The 19,028-nt window shown below is 38.7% G+C and carries 12 protein-coding genes; 4 read left to right on the top strand and 8 right to left on the bottom strand.

The annotated features are described in order from the left end of the window. Positions 1–38 precede the first annotated feature (38 nt). On the bottom strand, positions 39–1,199 hold the full coding sequence (locus BUR11_RS20750; RefSeq protein ID WP_074226937.1) for a glycoside hydrolase family 5 protein: 1,161 nt from the start codon (positions 1,197–1,199) through the stop codon (positions 39–41). 125 nt (positions 1,200–1,324) lie between these two features. Between BUR11_RS20750 and BUR11_RS20745 the strand changes: the two genes are divergently transcribed. Beyond that, the gene (locus BUR11_RS20745; RefSeq protein ID WP_074226936.1) at positions 1,325–2,020 is read left to right on the top strand and encodes a porin family protein; all 696 of its coding nucleotides are present in this window, start codon (positions 1,325–1,327) and stop codon (positions 2,018–2,020) included. Between the two features lie 52 nt (positions 2,021–2,072). Here BUR11_RS20745 and BUR11_RS20740 read toward each other — a convergent pair whose 3' ends face one another. Next, positions 2,073–3,263 (bottom strand): hypothetical protein, encoded by a 1,191-nt coding sequence (locus BUR11_RS20740; protein WP_074226935.1) that lies wholly within the window; start codon positions 3,261–3,263, stop codon positions 2,073–2,075. 232 nt (positions 3,264–3,495) lie between these two features. Here BUR11_RS20740 and BUR11_RS20735 point away from each other — a divergent pair, with 232 nt between their 5' ends. Then, on the top strand, positions 3,496–4,656 hold the full coding sequence (locus BUR11_RS20735; protein WP_234982210.1) for an exo-beta-N-acetylmuramidase NamZ family protein: 1,161 nt from the start codon (positions 3,496–3,498) through the stop codon (positions 4,654–4,656). Positions 4,657–4,677: 21 nt separating this feature from the next. Here the strand turns inward: BUR11_RS20735 and BUR11_RS20730 are convergent, their stop codons facing one another. The 6 genes from BUR11_RS20730 to BUR11_RS20705 form a co-directional block, all read right to left on the bottom strand. Next, on the bottom strand, positions 4,678–7,875 hold the full coding sequence (locus BUR11_RS20730) for an efflux RND transporter permease subunit (protein WP_074226933.1): 3,198 nt from the start codon (positions 7,873–7,875) through the stop codon (positions 4,678–4,680). Continuing rightward, complete coding sequence (locus BUR11_RS20725; RefSeq protein ID WP_074226932.1) at positions 7,872–10,919, bottom strand: efflux RND transporter permease subunit; 3,048 nt, start codon at positions 10,917–10,919, stop codon at positions 7,872–7,874. Before BUR11_RS20725 ends, BUR11_RS20730 begins: the two co-directional genes overlap by 4 nt. 3 nt (positions 10,920–10,922) lie before the next feature. Next, complete coding sequence (locus BUR11_RS20720; protein WP_074226931.1) at positions 10,923–11,993, bottom strand: efflux RND transporter periplasmic adaptor subunit; 1,071 nt, start codon at positions 11,991–11,993, stop codon at positions 10,923–10,925. Between the two features lie 124 nt (positions 11,994–12,117). Beyond that, positions 12,118–12,477 carry a hypothetical protein gene (locus BUR11_RS20715; protein ID WP_143186100.1) on the bottom strand — a complete coding sequence of 120 codons (360 nt, stop codon included), beginning with the start codon at positions 12,475–12,477 and terminating at the stop codon, positions 12,118–12,120. Between the two features lie 112 nt (positions 12,478–12,589). Continuing rightward, positions 12,590–13,696 carry a 6-bladed beta-propeller gene (locus tag BUR11_RS20710; protein ID WP_074226929.1) on the bottom strand — a complete coding sequence of 369 codons (1,107 nt, stop codon included), beginning with the start codon at positions 13,694–13,696 and terminating at the stop codon, positions 12,590–12,592. A 402-nt stretch (positions 13,697–14,098) separates the two neighbouring features. Then, positions 14,099–14,626 carry a septal ring lytic transglycosylase RlpA family protein gene (locus tag BUR11_RS20705; RefSeq protein ID WP_084561121.1) on the bottom strand — a complete coding sequence of 176 codons (528 nt, stop codon included), beginning with the start codon at positions 14,624–14,626 and terminating at the stop codon, positions 14,099–14,101. 107 nt (positions 14,627–14,733) lie between these two features. Here BUR11_RS20705 and BUR11_RS20700 point away from each other — a divergent pair, with 107 nt between their 5' ends. Continuing rightward, a complete protein-coding gene (locus BUR11_RS20700) occupies positions 14,734–15,963 on the top strand; it encodes a metallophosphoesterase family protein (RefSeq protein ID WP_200800431.1) in 1,230 nt (409 codons plus the stop codon). After that, the gene (locus BUR11_RS20695) at positions 15,960–18,992 is read left to right on the top strand and encodes an AAA family ATPase (protein ID WP_074226928.1); all 3,033 of its coding nucleotides are present in this window, start codon (positions 15,960–15,962) and stop codon (positions 18,990–18,992) included. Before BUR11_RS20700 ends, BUR11_RS20695 begins: the two co-directional genes overlap by 4 nt. Positions 18,993–19,028: the final 36 nt, after the last annotated feature.

The raw sequence follows: 19,028 nt of genomic DNA, 5'->3' as shown, positions 1-19,028 counted from the left end.
CAAATAGAGGCGAATTAGGGAAAAGAAACCTAATTCAATCAAATTTGAGATCTCAATAACTCAAGAAACTTCCTATCCAACTTTTCTCCATACCAATCTTCATACTCCACATCTTCCCTTCCGGAATTCAGCACACCAAAAGCGCCTGAAAACTCCCAAATCCCAAAACCAATCTTGTTTTCGCCCAAAACGGTCAACACATCTGCAAACCAACTAAGAAAAACATCATGTGGAGTTTTGTTATAGCCTCCACATTCCCCACAATGGACACCAATTCCCTGTTCGATCAGTGCTTTCCAAGGCGCATAGTATTCCCGAATTGAATCAATCGCCCACACTTTATCCCCTTGGTTTAATGGCCAATTTACCGGTGGAATATTTTCGGGGTCCTTATATACCCAGCTTGCTTTGTAATGAGAAATAGGAAAGGGGTGGTATCCCCGGCAACTTTGTGCAAGATCTAAATCCCCAAGTTCCGGCACGGCAATTCCTCCTCCCCCATTCCCATCTGCAATTACTAATCGAGATTCTTTTACAGATTTTATAGTTACTAAAGCGGCTTCTGCTACTCTATGATAATCCTCCACATTGACGGGACCACCTGGACTATGTTGATCATTGGGATCTTCACGTTGAAATGGCTCGTTAACCAAATCAAAGCTTAACTTCTTTTTGGATATCCCTCGATATCGTTTAGCCCACATTTCCCAGTGAGCACAAAATGCATCCAATGCTTCTTGATCCTTCCAGAGATTAAAGGGTTCCACAAATCCTGCATTGATGCAAAACCCAGGTGCTCTATGAAGATTCAAACTGACATGCAAGCCATGATTATGGCACCTCTCCACTAGTTCGTCTACTTTTTCCAAGCGGGCTTCATCAAAATTCAAAACTTCATCCGGGCGAATTGCTCTGCTCCTATCAATGGATAAATAGCTAGGGTAAGAAATAGGGATCCGTACAAAATCAAAACCCCAATCTGCAATCCATTGGATATATTCTGGTTTGGTAGGCCTTCCACGATCAGGATGATCAGAAAAGAAGTCCAAAAGGTTAAATCCTTTCCATGCAGGCAGTTTATTTTTTGGTTTGGTCATTTCTTCAATTGCCTGCATAGGGACTCCTCCCAATATACCAATACCAGAACCCATGACCATGGATTTTTTTAAAAAGTCTCTCCGGGAATCTGAGCTAAACATACCTTGAATTGTTATTGGAAACTTAAGATACTAAAGTCCTTTTAAGTACTTATTAAATCAAAAACTCATGAATAGTATTTTGAATAACTTAAACAAACCAACCTCTATGTTCCGTATTAATCCCTATGCGAAAAACATTACTTATCATCTTCTTTTTAATTAGTTGTACAAGTTTAAAAGCTCAATTTTTCATAGGTGGAATTCATTTGAATGGTGGTTTCCCCACTTCAAAACTGAAGTCAGAGGTTGACCGAGTGATGTTTCCTACTATTTCAGGTATAGTCTTATATGAGTTTTACAATCAGCCTTTTCAAGTAGGGTTCGAGCTGGGGTATGGAATTTATGGCTCTAAACTGGAAAAAAGGGATGACCTTTATCCAGGTTTTAATGATGAATTCAGGCTAAGGAGAAATAACAATTATTTATCAGGAATGGCAGTATTCCGATTTCTCCCCTCAACAAGCAGCAAACTTACCCCTTACCTAGAAATACAAGTCGGCGCGAACTACCTTTACTCCAGGTTCAAAATCCGCCCTTCTCTTTTTGAGGAAAAAGTAGAAGTGGGAAAGGATATGGAAGATTGGGGACTAGGCTACAAAGTTGGAGGAGGGCTTCTCATACCAATTCCCGGCTCAGAATTTATAAAACTTGATCTAAGAATCAATTATCAGGATGGGGAATCCATGAGGTTTCTTACCAAAAAAGATACAGAATATATCCCCACAAAAGGAAATGGAGAATTTGAATACCATCCTCGCTATAGCCCTCTTCAGCTCATCAATGCATCAATCGGGATCGTAGTGTATGATGCTTTCAGGTAATGGATGGGGGTAAGATTATTTTTAACCTTGCTTTGGTTGAAAGTTCTTTCTTCTATTTCTCTACAACCTTCATTTTATAAAATAAATTGTAATCCCGCTCAATTTCCCCATCTGCCGCTTTGACGAGCACAGTTCCATCCGGAAGGCCCAAATTGATCGTTCCTTCTTGAGGATCCTCATTGATCACACCTACCTGTTTTCCATTTTTGATTAAGATATACTTTGGATTTCTATACAAATCCATAGCCTCCGTAAATTCAGGGTCACTGTAATAATTTTCGCCAGCTTTTGCTTTGATCCCATTCAAAACATCTTCTGGAATGGCTGTATTGAAAGATACCAACTGGTATTCTCCCAAATTTCTAACATTATCAAATCCTGGATAGGTCAAGTCATCTTGGTCCGCATTAATTTCTGCGTCTTCACGCGACGGGTGAATCAATTCAATGCTATTTTGAAACTCCAATCCACTAGGGCTCACCTTAAAAAAACTCAATTGATTGCCTTTAGTGGGAAGTACGAAGGCTGATTTGGTTTTGGAGTCAGAGGCTATACTAGGCAAACTGTTCCCTACCCATATTTTTTCCCGCCTTGGCTTCCAATCCTCTGTAAAAAGATTAATTCTTTGAATTGAGTCTTGATTCAAATTTAAGAGGAACCCCGTAGTTGCCCTTTCATAAAAGGCGGCTCCAATTTTATTTCCGTTAATCTCACCGGCATCATAGGCGTTGATTTCTTCTCCTAATAAATAAGGCTCTCCATTTATGGTAAGCGCGTCAAAAGTTTGCCTATAAAAGTTGATTACCAACGCATTGATTCCTACGGCCGCACCGGTATGAACTTTTACTTTTTGAAAATCAAAGTCATACTGATGGAAATCCATCGTCGGTGAAAAATCCTTGAAAACATAGCCGTTTGATCCTAAAAATTGCCCGTCTGTGAAAACCCCTACCTGATTTGGCCCTTCTCCTCCCAAATCGGCTGTTTGAAGAATTTCTCCCTTGGAATCGACCACATATACTTTCCCTTCACGCTGTTTTTTGAGCAAGAAACGATCACTTTCCTGATCATAATCCAATGCAACCAAAACTTCCAATGCATCAACCATTACAGAATCCACTACCTCAAATCGAAATTCACGAAGGTAATTTTCTTCCGTAACCGTTTCCTCCTCAGAGGACCCCGAACAAGAAAAAAATAGAAAAAGGAAAATAAAATGTAGAATGGCAAATCGATTTTTCATATTAAAAACTGTAAAGTAGCATGTACTGGTTAGTCTCAAAAAAAGAAAAATATAGGACATACTAATGAATTAATTTTTAAGGAAATTCAAATTACCTGGACAAACCTTATCATTTGTCATTATTTTAACTTTTCATTTTAATACAACCTCCTTGAACACTACCCGTCATTTCAATCGTCAAGCTTTTGCCCTTTCAATGATCTCTAGGATCTTAATCTTTTTAATTTTTATAATGCTTTTTCCATTAGCTTCAATAGGGCAATCTCAAGCAATCAAAACCGGAGCAGAACAAACAGATCTATATGTCCCATATTTAAAAGGAAAAAGAGTGGCGATCATGGCGAATCAAACGGCCATTATTGGAAAAACCCACTTGGTCGATACTTTGATGAGCTTGGGGGTGAAAGTGGTAAAGGTATTTGGACCGGAACATGGATTTAGAGGCAATGTCAGTGCTGGAGCTAAGGTGAGTGATGAAATAGATCAGGAAACCGGTATTCCGATCATTTCTCTCTATGGCAAGAAAAACAAACCTTCCAAAGAGGATTTGGCTGATGTGGATATTATGATCTATGATTTACAGGATGTTGGAGTAAGGTTCTATACCAATATCAACGCCCTTTCCCGGTTAATGGAGGCTTGTTCAGAAAATGGAAAGGAACTCATGATTTTGGATCGCCCGAACCCCAATGCCTATCTTATTGACGGCCCTATTTTGGATATGAAGTATAAGTCAGGAATTGGGATGTTCCCTCTTCCCATGTCTCATGGGTTGACGGTAGCTGAATTTGCTCAAATGGCAAATGGAGAAGGTTGGCTGACCAACAGCGTTCAATGCAAATTAAAAATCATCAAGGTTGCCAATTATAATCATGACATGGAATATACTCTTCCCGTGCCACCTTCACCGAATTTAAATACCCAGCAAGCCGTACATTTATATCCCTCTACCTGTATGTTTGAGGGGGTCTACCTGAATCACGGAAGAGGAACGTATTTCCCTTTTACTGTATTAGGTAGCCCGGAATTAAAAGGGATTTATGAATTTTCCTACACCCCTACTGGAATCAAAGGAATGGCTGAAACGCCCTTATTCATGGATCAAGTCTGTTATGGGATTGATTTGAGAAAAGTAGATACAGATGAATTAAGAAAAAGAGGACAAATCAATCTAACCTGGATTATGGACCTTTATAAGATCCATCCCCATAAAGAGAAATTCTTTGATTCCAGTCTTAGCAATCAAATGGGCACCATAGAAAAATTAATCGGGTCAGGCCTTTTTCGTCAACAGATTATTTCAGGTGCTTCTGAAGAAGAAATCAGAGCCAGTTGGGAACCGGGTTTAAGTAACTATAAAAAGATGAGAAAAGGCTATTTGTTATATCCTTGATGCGGCCCTTTTTTACTTTTTTTATTTCCTTTTCCAGAATTTTCCAATTTTAAACCTTGGCCTTTTCTTTTTGGGCTGTGCTTCTACTTCATCCGAAGCAATTTTCTTACTATTTCGAATGGGTATGGACCGTTTCCAAAGCAATACTGGTAGTACCCAAAACACACCCAACATACTAAATGTAAGTCCACCGATTGTTCCGATAGCTAATGAGAACCAGAAGATCTCATTCTGACCTTCAATGACAAATGGAATCAAACCAAAACAAGTGGACAATACGGTCAATAGGATCGGAATAGCTTTTCCCGCTACAGACTTCAACACATTTCTATTGTAAAGCCCTTTTTGCCTATTGTTTAAATCATTGATCACAAAGATCCCTGCATTTACAGCCAGTCCTCCCAGCATCACAAAGGCGGCATATCCCCCTTGATCAAAATAAAAATCAAAGAGAGAAAATATTAAAAACAAACCTATAAAACTGATCGGTATGATTACAATGATGTAAATGGGTTGTTTCAGATTTTCAAAGAGCACTGAGCAAATCATAAAGATACCGATAATCAAAAAGCCCAAAAGGCTATACTTTCGCTTTTCTCTTTCAAAACTGAAGTATCTACTATCCTTTTTAGCCTCATACCCAATAGGCATGACTTGTTTCATTTCCTCAAGCACCTCTTCCAAATACTCATCCCCAAATTTGTATGAGCCCATATATTCAAAGGAAACAATTCGGACATACTGCCTGTCCACTTTATTTAGGGCGCTGGTGGTCGTTTCTTTTTCAAGGGTTCCGAAATCGGATATTTTTAAAATTTTATTTTCACCGCTAATCAATCCTTTATTCTCCAAATCGAATCGGCTAAATGAAGGTGATTCTTTTTCCCTTACCAATAAAGGATAATTCTTATCCTCTATGGTAAGAAGTCCATTTGCACCTTGGGGTTTAGAAAGCTCTTGTAGCGCATTGATTATTTCATATTGATTAGTACCTCCCAAGGCTATTTGGTTCTGATCTAGGCGAAGGACAAACTCCTCTGTTTTTTGTTCATAATATCGTCGTTCATTGGTATTGACTTCTTGGATTCGTTTATGAGCAAGTAATTTCTCCGCCAATACATTTGCTTGTCGCTCTAATTCATCAAAATTATACCCCTTCATCTCCACCGTAAAAGAAGGAATTTGCTCTCCTCCAGGGCCTGTATAAAAGCCTTGACCTACTCCATAAATCTGCCAATTTGCCCCACTCCAATCAGTAGACTTCACGGTTAACTTCCCTTTTAGCTGATAGGGAAGTGCTCCATTTTCATAGGCTTCTTTAAATGTAATTTGGATATTGGCTCTTTGTCCTGACTGTACTGAAGTCACAAACTTATCGATTCCTTCCACCCCTTTGAGGTAGGATTCGAATTCCCTCATGATAAAATCCATTTGCTCCAGCGTATTCCCAAAAGGGAGTCTTGCAGAAACATACAACCTGGTTTTTGCAGGTTCCCGATAGCTGGATTTTTCATAAGTACCCCGAACAAACATTCGAAGAGATCCTCCTAAAGCTTTATCTACATAAGGTCTGATTTCTTCCTGATAAAAGGTATTTCCTATTGTCTTGTTATACCATTCATGCTCATCCCATTTAGCGGGGAGAAAAAAGATGGGCGTTCCAAATAACAAAATGATTCCAAAAACAAAGGTCTTCCGATAATGGGCTGTCCATGCAATTCCTGATTGGTACCAGCGAAGGTATTTTACTCGATTCCTCAATTTTGGAATGGTTAACCTTCTTCCTTCTTTAACCTTTTCCTTAAAAAGAAGCTGATAAAATGCCGGAGTGAAAAATAATGCAATCAATAAGGAAATTCCCAACATTACTGAAACAGCTATTGAAAATTCCGTGAGGTTATTCCTGTCCTCTTCGGGCAAAAAGAAGACGATCATCAAGGCCAAAATGGTGGTTAGAGATGCTGCCAGTAAGGCTAAAAAGACTTTTCGATTTCTATGCTTGTGCAAATGATCGATCATAATGATCGCATTATCCACGATCAGTCCAAAGCTAATGGTCAGTCCTGCAATTGTATACAAATGAATATCCACTTTCAAAAAGTAAAGGATCATCGCAGACAAACTGATATTAGCTACAATCCCCACAAATAAGATGGACAAGTACTTTAGATTTCTGTTGATCAAAAAAATGAAAATGATCAATATCAAAATGGATAGACCTGATCTTTTATAGATTTTGTTTAGCTCTTTTTCCAGATATTCGGTATCGTCAGTTTCAAGCCTCACCTCAAAACCTGGAGGCAATAAGGCCTGCGCATCTTCAAGGGAATTCTTTAGGTTTTGAGCCAAGAGCACCTTATTCACTCCCTCCCGACTGGTAATAGACAGGGTTACGGAATTATTCCCATTAATCCGGTAATAACTCATTGGTTCAGATTCCTCCAAGGTCAATTTAGCGACATCTCTTAGGTAAACATCTTTTCCATCTACTTGATCCACTCGAAGGTTCTCCAACTGGTCAAGTTCCTTCAGGGACCTGTCTACTTGAACGAATAGCGTTTCCCCTTTGGAATTGATGACTGATCCTGGATAATTTCTTCCAAAGGCCTGATTAATAGAGTTTCTTAATTGACTGCCAGAGATTCCGTAGGCCTGCAATTTTTGGATGTTAAAAGTAATATACACCTGCAAATCATTCGCTCCACTGACCGTCACTTCCTCCACCTCTTCAAATTTGGTCAAAGCCGGTTTTAATACATCCTCTGTTATTTTCTTGATTTCAAAAGAAGCAAATGGACCATTGACACTGTAAGTCAATATGGGAGATTTCTCCTCATCTCTCTGCTCTCCGCTTTGATATACCAAAGGATATCCCACTAATGGATCCAATTGGGGATACACCTGACGGATGATGGATGACACCTCAAACTTCTTCATTTCCATATCGGATTTTTTATCAAAATCCAATTGAATAAACCCTGAGTTATAGTTAGATACGGAAGTGATTTTCTTTAATTCAGAGAGCCTGGAAAGTGCTCCTTCCAAAGGGGACGTCGCTAATTTCTCTACAATTTCCGGGGGTGCATTTCGGACATTAAATCGTACGGATAAAACAGGAGCCCGTTCTCTGGGAACCAAATCCACAGATAATAAAGGCACCACGGCAAAGCCCATGATGGAAAGCAACACAAATACGATGATGATCCTAAATGGGGTCATGCGTTTACCGTTTTCTTCTTTTTAGGCACAAAAAACCAATAAGCCAAAGGCACAAAATATAGGGCAGTAATAGTCCCGATAGTTAAGCCTCCGATTACTGCAAAAACCAATGGTCTTTGTAAATCGGCTCCCAAACCACTGCTAAATACAATAGGGATCAAGGCCAGAATCGTCGTAATCGAAGTCATCATAATCGGTTTCAATCTGATCTGTCCTGCCTCATGCAAGGCTTTTTCCAGACTTTCCTCTTCCGTTAAGGAATCATCCGCATGATAGTTTGCTCGAAGCCTATTGATGGTATCAATCTTTAAAATGGCATCATTGACCATAATTCCCAACATCACCACTAAGCCTATGGCGGACATAACATTTAGAGATCCTCCAAAAACCCAAAGCACAAAAAACGCTCCCCCTATGCCCAAAGGCAACGTAAATACCACGATAAGTGGTTGAATAAAGCTTTCAAATTGTGCTGCCAAAATAAAATACAGTAGCAACACAGAAATCATCAATATTGAAATCAACTGGATAAGGTTTTCTCTATCCTTAAAATACTGGCCAGCCATTTCAATACTCAAATTCTTTTCCACTCCCCATTGGAAAATCGAACTTTGAAGCCGTTCGGGATTAGCTCCATTTAAATACACAGACTGGTAAATCCCTCCTTTGTCTGCAGTTACATATTTATAATGATCCTCGTATTCATATTCTATGAACTCTCCTAAGGTATAGGAAGCACTGTCAGATGCTGAAATTCTCGTCGTTCTAAGCAAGTCCTCAAATCGTGCATTGGGCTCTTTAAGTTTAATAGGAGTGATTTCACCAAATCGTTTGATATCTGTGATAGTGTAACTCCCGAAAAGCTTGGAAATTTGATCCTGGACAGAACTCACTGGAATCTGATAGATAGCTAACTTATCTGCTCGAAGTGTAAACACGACAGAGGATTCTTTTTGCAAACCTGGACCTCTTTCCCAATTTTCTGTTGGGAACTGACTAAGCCATGGATCCATCTGCTTTTCTTCTACCGGCTTTTTTGATGCAAGATCTTTCCATCGTACCTCATAATAGGGTAGACTTGAATTAAAAAGCTGATCAAAGGCGTTGGGAGCATCCCCCAATGTAAAAGTTGCTACCGGATAGTTTTCTTTAAGAAAAGTCCTTAAAGACTCCATTTGATTGGACTTGGATTCCTGATCGGGAAATAAGAAATAAAGAAATGCTTGTTGGATAGAGTTTTCCCCATCAAATAACAAAAACTGACGAACGCCGATATCTGACTCAACCTGTTCATACTTCCCATTGAGTTGCTTGACCATGGTTAATACCCGATCTCTGTTCTCTATGGCGGAAATGGGTTCATTCCAATCTACTTCCAGTGTTGCATCCAATTTTTCAATTTCAGGCAAACCTTCAGTTTCTAACATCTGACTGATTCCCAATCCAAGGGGGATCAATATGGCAAAAAACAGAAATGCCAATTTTCGGTTTTTTGTAATCCGACGATATCCTGATTCATAGACTTTTAAAACCCCACGGAAGAAAGGTCCTTCTTCTTTATCCATCGCTTTCTTACTCCTACCGAACAGAAGAAGGTAGAGCATGGGCAACAGAATAAATGCAACAGCCAAGGATACCGAAAGAATCGCCGTTACCGCTACCGCCTGGTCAAAAAACAGGGCTCCAGAAATTCCACTTAGAAATACCAAGGGTACAAATACCGCCAAGGTGGTCATCACCGAACTGATCAAGGCTCCCATCACTTCATTTACACCCTCCACACAGGCTTCAAAAATCGACAATCCAGCATCTCTTTTTCTAGTAATGTTATCAAGCACGATGATGGCATTATCAATCAACATCCCAATTCCAAGTGCAAGTCCGGACAATGAAATGATATTGATGGAAAGGTCAAAAAAGTAGAATACCAAAAAGCTAATGACCAAGGAAGAGGGCAAACTCACTCCAATAATCAGCGGCAATCGATAATCCTTCATAAATAAAAACAATACCGCAAATGCAAATATCCCCCCAAAAAGCAAACTGGTTTCCAAATTGGAAATAGCTGCATTGAGAAGATTGGATTGATCTTGAGTCAGCTCAAAATTTACCTGGGGATAATCCGTTCCAAAAAGCTCCAATGCAGCTTTCAATTCCGGCATTAGTTCATTCATCTTGGCAGAAGCCTGTTTATGAACTGTAATGACCAATCCCTCCTGCTCCCCATATAAATGGTAGCCCAGCATTTCCTTGGTTTCATACTTCACTTCTGCCAATTTCCCTAAAGGGATAATGGCTCCAGAGGGCGCTCTTACTGGTAATTGTTCAATATCTGAAGGTGAATTCACACGGGTGGCTAGCCGTAAATAGTACCTAAACTGTCCATCTTTTACTGAAATACCACTGAGATCTGAATTTCCAGAACTAATCGCCTGGGTTAAATTTTCCTGAGTCAATCCCAAGGAGTTTAATACATCGGCATTCGGGGAAACGGTGATGATCCGCTCCTTCTTGCCATTGATATCCACCAAAGAAACCCCAGGCAATTGCTCGATCCGCTTTTTTAGCACATTTTCGGAAAGAAGGCTGACTTCCACTTCATCAATCCCTTCTTTTGGAATGACTTGTACCCGAGCCACAGGAATATCTGATGTATTAATCCGAATCACCTCAGGTCGTCCCAAATCCTGCGGAAAACTATTTGTCAGGCGATCAATCTTCTCATTGACATCAATGTAAGCCAATTCCATTCGAGTGCTATAATCAAATGTCAACCGAATTGTTCCCACTTCTGAACCCGCTTTGGAGTCCATATCTTCCAAGCCATTTAAAGTCACCATCCCCTCTCGAATAGGGCGAAGAACATTTTGTTCGATGGCTTCTGGAGATGCATTGGGATAATTCACTTTGACCACGATTTGTGGCACATCTATCGGCGGTAATAAAGAAATAGGAAGAAGGCGTAAGGCAATAATCGAAAACACGATCAAAGCCATAAAAGTCATAAAAACAGCAATAGGCCTGGCCAATAAAAATCTAACCATGGCTTAATCTTTTACAATTTGGACAGGTGCCTGATGTGCCAGCTGTAGATTATTTGAGGTGATCACCGTGCTATTGGGCTCCAAGCCTTCTAAAATTTCTACTTCCTCTCCATTGTCTTTCCCTACTTCCACATAGTTCCATTTGGATTCTTCATTTTCAATAGAGAAAACTACAGCCCTTCCAGACCGATAAACTAACGCATCTTTGGGTACTACCAAGCTATTATTTTGTGGGGCCCGTATGATTGCCCGGGCATTCATGCCGGGTAATAAATTTGCGGTAGAGTTGATCGCTACAGAAACTTGAACCAATCCATTTTCATCCACTTTTGGATTGATTCCTATCACTCGGCCTTCAATGGTATTTTGTGAATTGGAGATAGAGTATACTTCCGCTTTTTGATTAGGGCTGATTAGAGAAATATCTGATTCCAGGACTTTAACTTTTAAAATCATCTGCTTGCTGCCCAAAATCTCACAAAGTTCCTGATTGGCACCGACCAAGCTTCCTTCTTTGAATTTTAGATCCGCTATCTTCCCTGAAATGGGCGCTTTCAATTCACATCTAGCTCTATTCAACATGGCTTCTTTCAATTCTACCTCTGCCATAAATAGACCGCTCTTTGCTTTCAGCTGTTCCTCAATTGCATTTTTTTGTGCTTCGTCTCCGGAATTAAAAATAGTCTCATATCCCAATTTCATGGACTCATATTCTGCGTTAGCATTTCGAAGAGAAATTTCGGCTTTATCCAATCTCAACTGAGCTTCAGTAGGATCCAAACGAGCGATCACTTCACCCTTTTCGACTGACTGGCCTTCTGTCACATTTAATTCGATCAAAAAACCAGCTTGTTCGATCACAGCTGTTACCTGGCTTGCTGCCTCTAATTTGCCAATGGCATTGATGAGGTAATCAAAGCTTTTCACTTCCGCTATTGCCACACGAACTTCGGTGGCTGCAACTTCATTTCGGAAAGATTCTGTGGGAGCTTCTTCGACTTTTTCTTCGTCGTTTTTACATGAAAAAAATGAAAGAGCTAAAAAACCTAGGAGAATACATCTAAACTTTATCATGGAGCTAAATAATTTCGAATTTAATAAACTAAGAAATTATTCAATCTCAAAGGTTTTTTCACAAGGGGCTGTTAATAAATGTCAAAATCAGAATCTGCAAATCATTAAAGATCAATTTAATTTGTTATAATCTTTTCAGCTCATCTAGCTTTTTCTGAAAGTTTGGGATAGAAGGATTGGACATACCAACAATCTTGTTTTTTTTAACCAAAAATGAGATAAATGTGAGTTCTTCTTTAATATTATTCTTGTAAAAAACTTTCTCTGGATCATATACCATTGGCATGGGAAATTCACTTTCAACCAAAACATTTTTTAATTCATCCAAATATGATCCCGAATAATAGAAAATAAACTTTACGTCCTCATTTTCCTTTATGAACTTGCTCCAATTCAAATTAAGTATTGAATATTCACCCAACCCCTCAAAATATATAACAACCTGATTTTCTGAATCATAAATCCCCTCATTAAATCTTACCAAGTTTAAAGGGTTAATAATTTCCCCTTCTCTAAAATGAATAATCTCCTTATTTCTATCAGCTTGGCAACTTGATAAACAAAGGATAAAAATTATTACAATAAAACCTTTCAGGTTAAATCTCAGGGATTTGTACGTAAAGTATCGCATGATTACTTTCTTCCTTCAGTTTTGACAATTCCTTTTCTGCTTGTGTGGACATATTTAGCTTAGAAAAATTTCTCACTATGTATGGAGCATAACTAATAAAAATTACCTTATCCCCCTCAATTCCAATAGGATTATAAAAATACCCATTATCATCTTCCGTAATTAATAGCTTAATCCAGTTTCCGTTTGATTTTTTATTAAGTAGTAATTCTTTTGATGTGTTGAAACCTGTTTGAATTAATATTTCAACTAAAAAATAATCTGAACTCTCAGAAACATAGTTAATTGTAGCAAAACCATTTTTATTAAGCATTTCAAACCCCTCAAACGGATCTAATTGCCAAAATTCTATGGGCGTTTGGAATCTTCCAAAATCAAAATTATACCTAACTTCAAGTTTTGATCTATCTAAACTGTATACTAATGGACTTAAAGCCTCTTTGAATAATATCCCCTCTTTCAATTTAAAAAAAGAAGGTTCGACAAAAGGCAACAGAGCATCATTAAAGTTATTTTGAAGGTAATCTTGTTTCAGTTCTCCTTTATTTGAAACTAATTTTAGTCTTTTTTCTCCCGCAACTTTGTTGTATCCTGAATAAATCCAATAATCATTTCCCTCTTTTTCAAAAGAGTAACAATTGTATGGTAACTCAATTTCAAACTTTAAATTATTAGCGTATGAAAAAGAAGTTATGGCAACTCTATCTCCCAAAGATGTAAGGGTTTCAATTCCATTATCACCTATCAGAAAATCTGATATACCAGAAACCTTCCCTGGTTCTTCTCCTACTAGAGCTACCAAACCATGATAGCGACCTAATTTATTGAAACCATGAATTCCGTCTCTGTTATCAAGATCTAAAATCCAAAAAAACTCATTATTAAACTTCACTTCTAGTGATGTTCCCAATAAATTCGAATGGTTAGTTTCTAAAAGTATAGCGTCTGTAATCTCCAAATTTGATTCGTAAACAGGAATAGAAGTCAAAACAACATCATGATCAACAGTATTTTTTGTTGAGCAACCTATTATTGCAAATAATAGACTAAAAATAAATTTATACTTATCCATTAATTATTATTTAAAATTCAAGCCTAGAATATTCTAGGCTTGAAAACATCATTACTGTTCTGAAGGAGGCCCTCCAGGACAAGAATAACAATAATATGCTGAGCACTGGGAACTCGTTGCGTCAGCGATACAATTATATGCAGTCCAAGTACCATCGCATTTTCGAACCGCTTGAAAACAACCCGCATTTGCAATAGAAACTGCTCCAATGAAAAACAAACTCAAAACTATTTTTTTCATATTAACAAAAATTAAAATCTCCTTTTGCACTATGCAGGGAGGAAAACATACCCTAAAAAACTTAACTTACCGGTAACCTTTATTTTTCGTTTAAATATACCCCCCTCAACTAAAGAAACAAGAGTATTAACAAAAAATTGAGTTTTAGTTATTCCATTTATCTTAAGGGAAAAAAGCAGCTGGATGCTTTACCAAACTCCAATCTGGACTTGGCTTAGTATAATTTATTGCAAAGGCAATGGGCCGAAGGCGAATACTTAGAGGCTTCTCTTCTCCATAATAATCGATGAGAATCTCAATCACCTCGGGCTCAATCACTTCTAATTTTACCATCGTAATACCATCATGAATCATATCCAGTTCACTAGCCGCTGCCTGTGAAAGATCGATAATCCTCTTGGAGTATTTAGGAAGTCGGTCATTTACCTTCACCCATACCGAAGTTCCTGTATCTACTCGAGTCACTTTCAATACCGTTCCAAAGGGTAAGGTTTTATGAGCTGCTGTCAGGCTGTCCATATGAAAAATCTCCCCATTTGAAGTCTTTCTAAGATGAAACCGTTTACCATAAAAGCTAGCCACTCCCTCTTGAATCAAGAGAGAATCTCCTTGGGTAGAAGCTTCTGCAAAAGAAACAGCCAAGAGACCAAAAACCAGGAACATCCACTTTCTTAGGTAGTCAAATTTCATCGAAAAGTGCTAGTCAATAAAAATGCCAATTGCTGTCATTGATTTTATTTAGTTTGCAAGCAGCACTACATAAGATTAACTTAGTTTTTTTCTTTTTCCAATCATCCATGATCAAAATCTTACATACAGCCGATTGGCATCTAGGCAAAAGACTTCAGGAGTTCTCTAGAATTGATGAACAGAAGCTCGTTTTAGAAGAAATAATCCAAATCGCAGATCAGGAACATGTAGACTTGGTCCTATTGGCTGGGGATATCTTCGACACCTTTAACCCCAACCATGAAGCAGTTGAATTACTCTATAAAACACTTCGAAAACTTTCTAAAAACGGAGATAGGCCGGTCATTGCCATTTCCGGAAATCATGACAGCACCCAATTTGTAGAAGCGCCAGATCCTTTGGCAAGAGAACTAGGTATCCTGTTTTACTCCAGATATGACAGCATTATTCCTACAGGTATTTTAGATTCCGGAATTGAAATTACCCAGTCCACTTCAGGCTTTCTGGAGTTAAAGCTACCTAAATTTGAATTTCCAATCCGGCTTGTTTTGGCTCCTTATGCCAATGAGTCTTTATTGAAAACATATTTGGGAGAAGGCGACAGAGAGGAGGAATTCAGGCAAAACCTTCAGAATAAATGGCAGGACATTGCAAATTCCTATTGTGATGAAAAGGGGGTAAACCTATTTCTCGGTCATTTCTTTTTTATGAAGGAAGGCGAAAAACCCGAAGCCGAACCAGAATCAGAAAGACCCATTCTTCATGTAGGAGGAACTCAGGCTCTATATACCAAAAACATCCCCTCCCAGATTCAATATGCAGCCTTGGGACACCTGCATCGCTATCATGCCGTTAGCAAAGATCCCATGCCTGTCGTTTATGCCAGTTCACCACTAGCGTATTCTTTCAGTGAAGCAGATCAGGAAAAGAAGGTGGTAATTCTGGAAGCGGTGCCCAACCAGCAGGTTCAATACAAAGCGATTGGGCTGACCCAAGGAAGACCTTTATATAGAAAGACATTTGAAAATCTACCAGACACCATTTCTTGGCTGGAGGCAAATCCTTATTGTTTTGTAGAAATCACCTATATCACTGAGCACTCCATCGATGCAGCAACCAGAAAAGCCATAATGAAATCACACGATGGTATTGTCAACCTGATACCCCAGATCAAAAATCAATCAGGTCAAGAGAATTATAGTTTGAAGGTAGAGGATCTTGGAAAAGACATGAGTAGTTTATTTCAGCTTTTTTACCAAAGTGAAAAAGGACAAGAACCTAATGAGGAATTGATGGAGATTTTTAGAGAAGTGATAAGCCAAAACAACGAATTATGATCCCCATTAAACTGGAAATACAAGGACTTTACTCCTATAAAGAAAAGCAAACCATAGAGTTTGATCAGTTGACAGCAGCGGGATTATTTGGGATTTTTGGTGCGGTTGGTAGTGGTAAGTCCTCTATTTTGGAAGCGATTCTTCTAGCTCTTTATGGCAGTACTGAAAGGCTTTCAGATCGAGGGGAGAAAAACTCCATGCTCAATCTTCAAAGTGAAGCCTTATTGATCAATTTTGAGTTTCAGTCTGGAAAGAATAATTCCCAAAGCTATTTAGGAAGGTATTCAGCTAAAAGAAACCCAAAAAGATTTGAGGAAGTAAAACCCGCCGAACATACGTTTTATGAGAAGGTAGCAGGAAACTGGGAACCGGTTTCATTAAGAGCCGAGGAAATTATCGGCATGAAAAAAGAGCATTTCAAGCAGACGGTGATTATCCCTCAGGGAAAGTTTAGGGAATTTATTGACCTGACTCCGGGCCCTAGAGCGGAAATGATGAAAGAGTTGTTTGGGTTAGAACGATTTGATCTTTCAGCTAAAACCGGATCGCTTTTAAAAGTGGTTCGGGAAGAAAAAATCAGATTAGAAACCCAGCTTTCGGGATTGGAAGGTTATACTTCTGAAATTCTCAAAGAAAAATCAGTCCTCCATCAATCACAGAAAAAAGAAGTGGATGAACTGACTCAAAAACTTCAACAGGAAGAAACTAAACTAAAACTAGAGGAGGTAATTCAACAAAAGGCTTTGCAACTTCGGCAGTTTGAACAAACCTATCAGGAGCTTTTGCTTAGAAAACCTGAGATCGAGGAAAAGAGAAAAATACATAAGGAATTTATCACTGCTAAGACCTACATCAAACCCATTTGGGACCAGATTCAGGATACCAAAAAGGAACTTGAAAAATACACCACCAGTGTCATCGATTGTGAACGATTTAAAACTCGTTACGAAGGAGAAATTGAGGAATTGGAGGAACAAGAGACCAAGCTAAAAAAGAAAAACCAAGAAAGGCCTCAAAGGGAAGCCAAAATTAGAGACTTAAAAAAAGTTCTGGAAATCAAACAGCTTCAGGTTAGACTGGAAGAGGCAAACCAAAAACTGGAAACCTTGAAACCAGACATTGAAAGTAGGCGTGCATCCCAGGATCATTTAGAATCCCAAATTTCCGCATTGGAGAAACAAGCTGAAACACTGGCAAGTCCAGAGGTAAGTGAGTTGTCCGAACTCCAAACTGCTTCAAGGGATTGGGCGTCTTGGGAAAAAGATAAAAAGAACCTAGTTCAGGATCGAGATCAACTGAAGGAGGAAATCACTTCCGTTGAAAACGACTTAAAGCAAATCCTGGCTCGAATACCTTCCTCTGAAAAAAATCTTGAGACTTGGCAAAAAGGCCAAAAGAAATTAATTCTGGAACTCGAAGGTCAGCGAGACAAGATCCTTCAAAAACAAGGATTGACTGCTCATGCACATATGTTGGAAGATGGAAGTCCCTGTCCACTTTGTGGATCATTGGAGCATCCAAACCCATTGAAAACCGAGACTGAGAAGGCAGAGCTTAAACTTAAAAACGAGGAAATAAACCAAGAAAAAAACAAACTGGAGACGATACTCACCTTAATGCAAAAGGAGAAAGAGAATCAAATCCATTTAGAAAACCACCAAAAAAACATTCAATTCAAAGAAGGCGAATTAGAGAAACTCAATAAAGCTTTGGAGGATATTCATCGTTTGATTTCAAATTATGGAATCCAAAACGAAAAAGAGTTAAAAGCCAAAGTGGACTCCATGATCCACGCAGGAAAGACCAAAGAAAAAATGCTTTCTGAAATTAAATCTAAGCGTCAATCTTGGAACGAAAAGAGAATGGAATTAGGTGAAATTGAAAAAGCCTTTCAAACAGCTCAACTCAATCAAAATACGGTTTATTCAGCAATTTCTTCAAAAAAAGAAGAGATCAAAGATCCCACTTTTTGCAAACCCTTCTATAGTAAACAAGTGGAAGAAATTTATTCCACCATCGAAAATGTTGAGCAGGATATTGAGCAGGCACTCCAACTTTTGGACGGAAAGCAAAAGGCTCTTCGGGAAAAACGGGAAGCTCAAGCCTCCAATCTTAGTAGCCTGAAGAATTTTAAGCTGCTCAAAGAAGAAGCTGCCATCAAACTGGAAAAACTCCTCAAAGAGTTGGAGAAGCTAAAAGAAAGTCATGGTTTTAGAGATGATGAAGTATTGATTCGGTTGTTTGAGCATTCATTGGATGCAGAAAAAGTAGATTTAGAAATTCAAAATTTCGATAAGAAAATCGCTATTAATGAAGACCGAGTCAAAGAACTTAGGGCAGAAAAAGGGGTGCTGGAATTTGAAGAAGAAAGCTTCTTGAACTTAAAGAATTCTGTTCTAGAATTAAAATCCAAAGTAGAAGCTGCACAAAACAGCTTGTTGCTATTGTCGGAAGAAATTAAAACCATAGAGGCCCAACTCGAAAACAAGAAGTCCTTATTAGAGACTTTTGGAAAATTAGAAAACCGAGAAAGCAATCTAAAAGAGTTAGAAAAATTATTCAAGGGCAGCGGTTTCGTAAAATTTGTCAGCTCCATTTATCTCAAGGAGCTATGCAATACTGCCAATGTGAGATTCATGAAACTCTGTAAAAACAGTATGAGTCTAGAAATAGATGATGACAATACATTTTGGGTGATTGATTACCTCAACGGGGGAAGAAGGAGACTACTTAAAACTCTCTCTGGTGGCCAGACATTTCAGGCTTCCTTATGCTTGGCATTGGCATTGGCAGAAAAAGTAAAGGCCTTAAACCAAGCAGATCAAAGTTTCTTTTTCTTGGATGAAGGCTTTGGTGCATTGGATAGAAATGCATTACGGGTGGTTTTCGAAACCTTGAAATCTTTGCGGCATGAAAACAGAATTGTGGGGATTATTTCCCATGTGGAAGAATTGCAACAAGAGATTGGAGTTTATGCCCAAGTAGAACTGGACCCAGAAAACGGTTCGCAGGTAACCTATTCGTATTAAAAAAAAATCCCCGTCAGAGTCGGGGATTTTTTCCAT

The sequence above is a fragment of the Algoriphagus halophilus genome (assembly GCF_900129785.1).
GTDB lineage: Bacteria > Bacteroidota > Bacteroidia > Cytophagales > Cyclobacteriaceae > Algoriphagus > Algoriphagus halophilus.
This window is presented reverse-complemented; position numbering and strand designations above follow the sequence as displayed.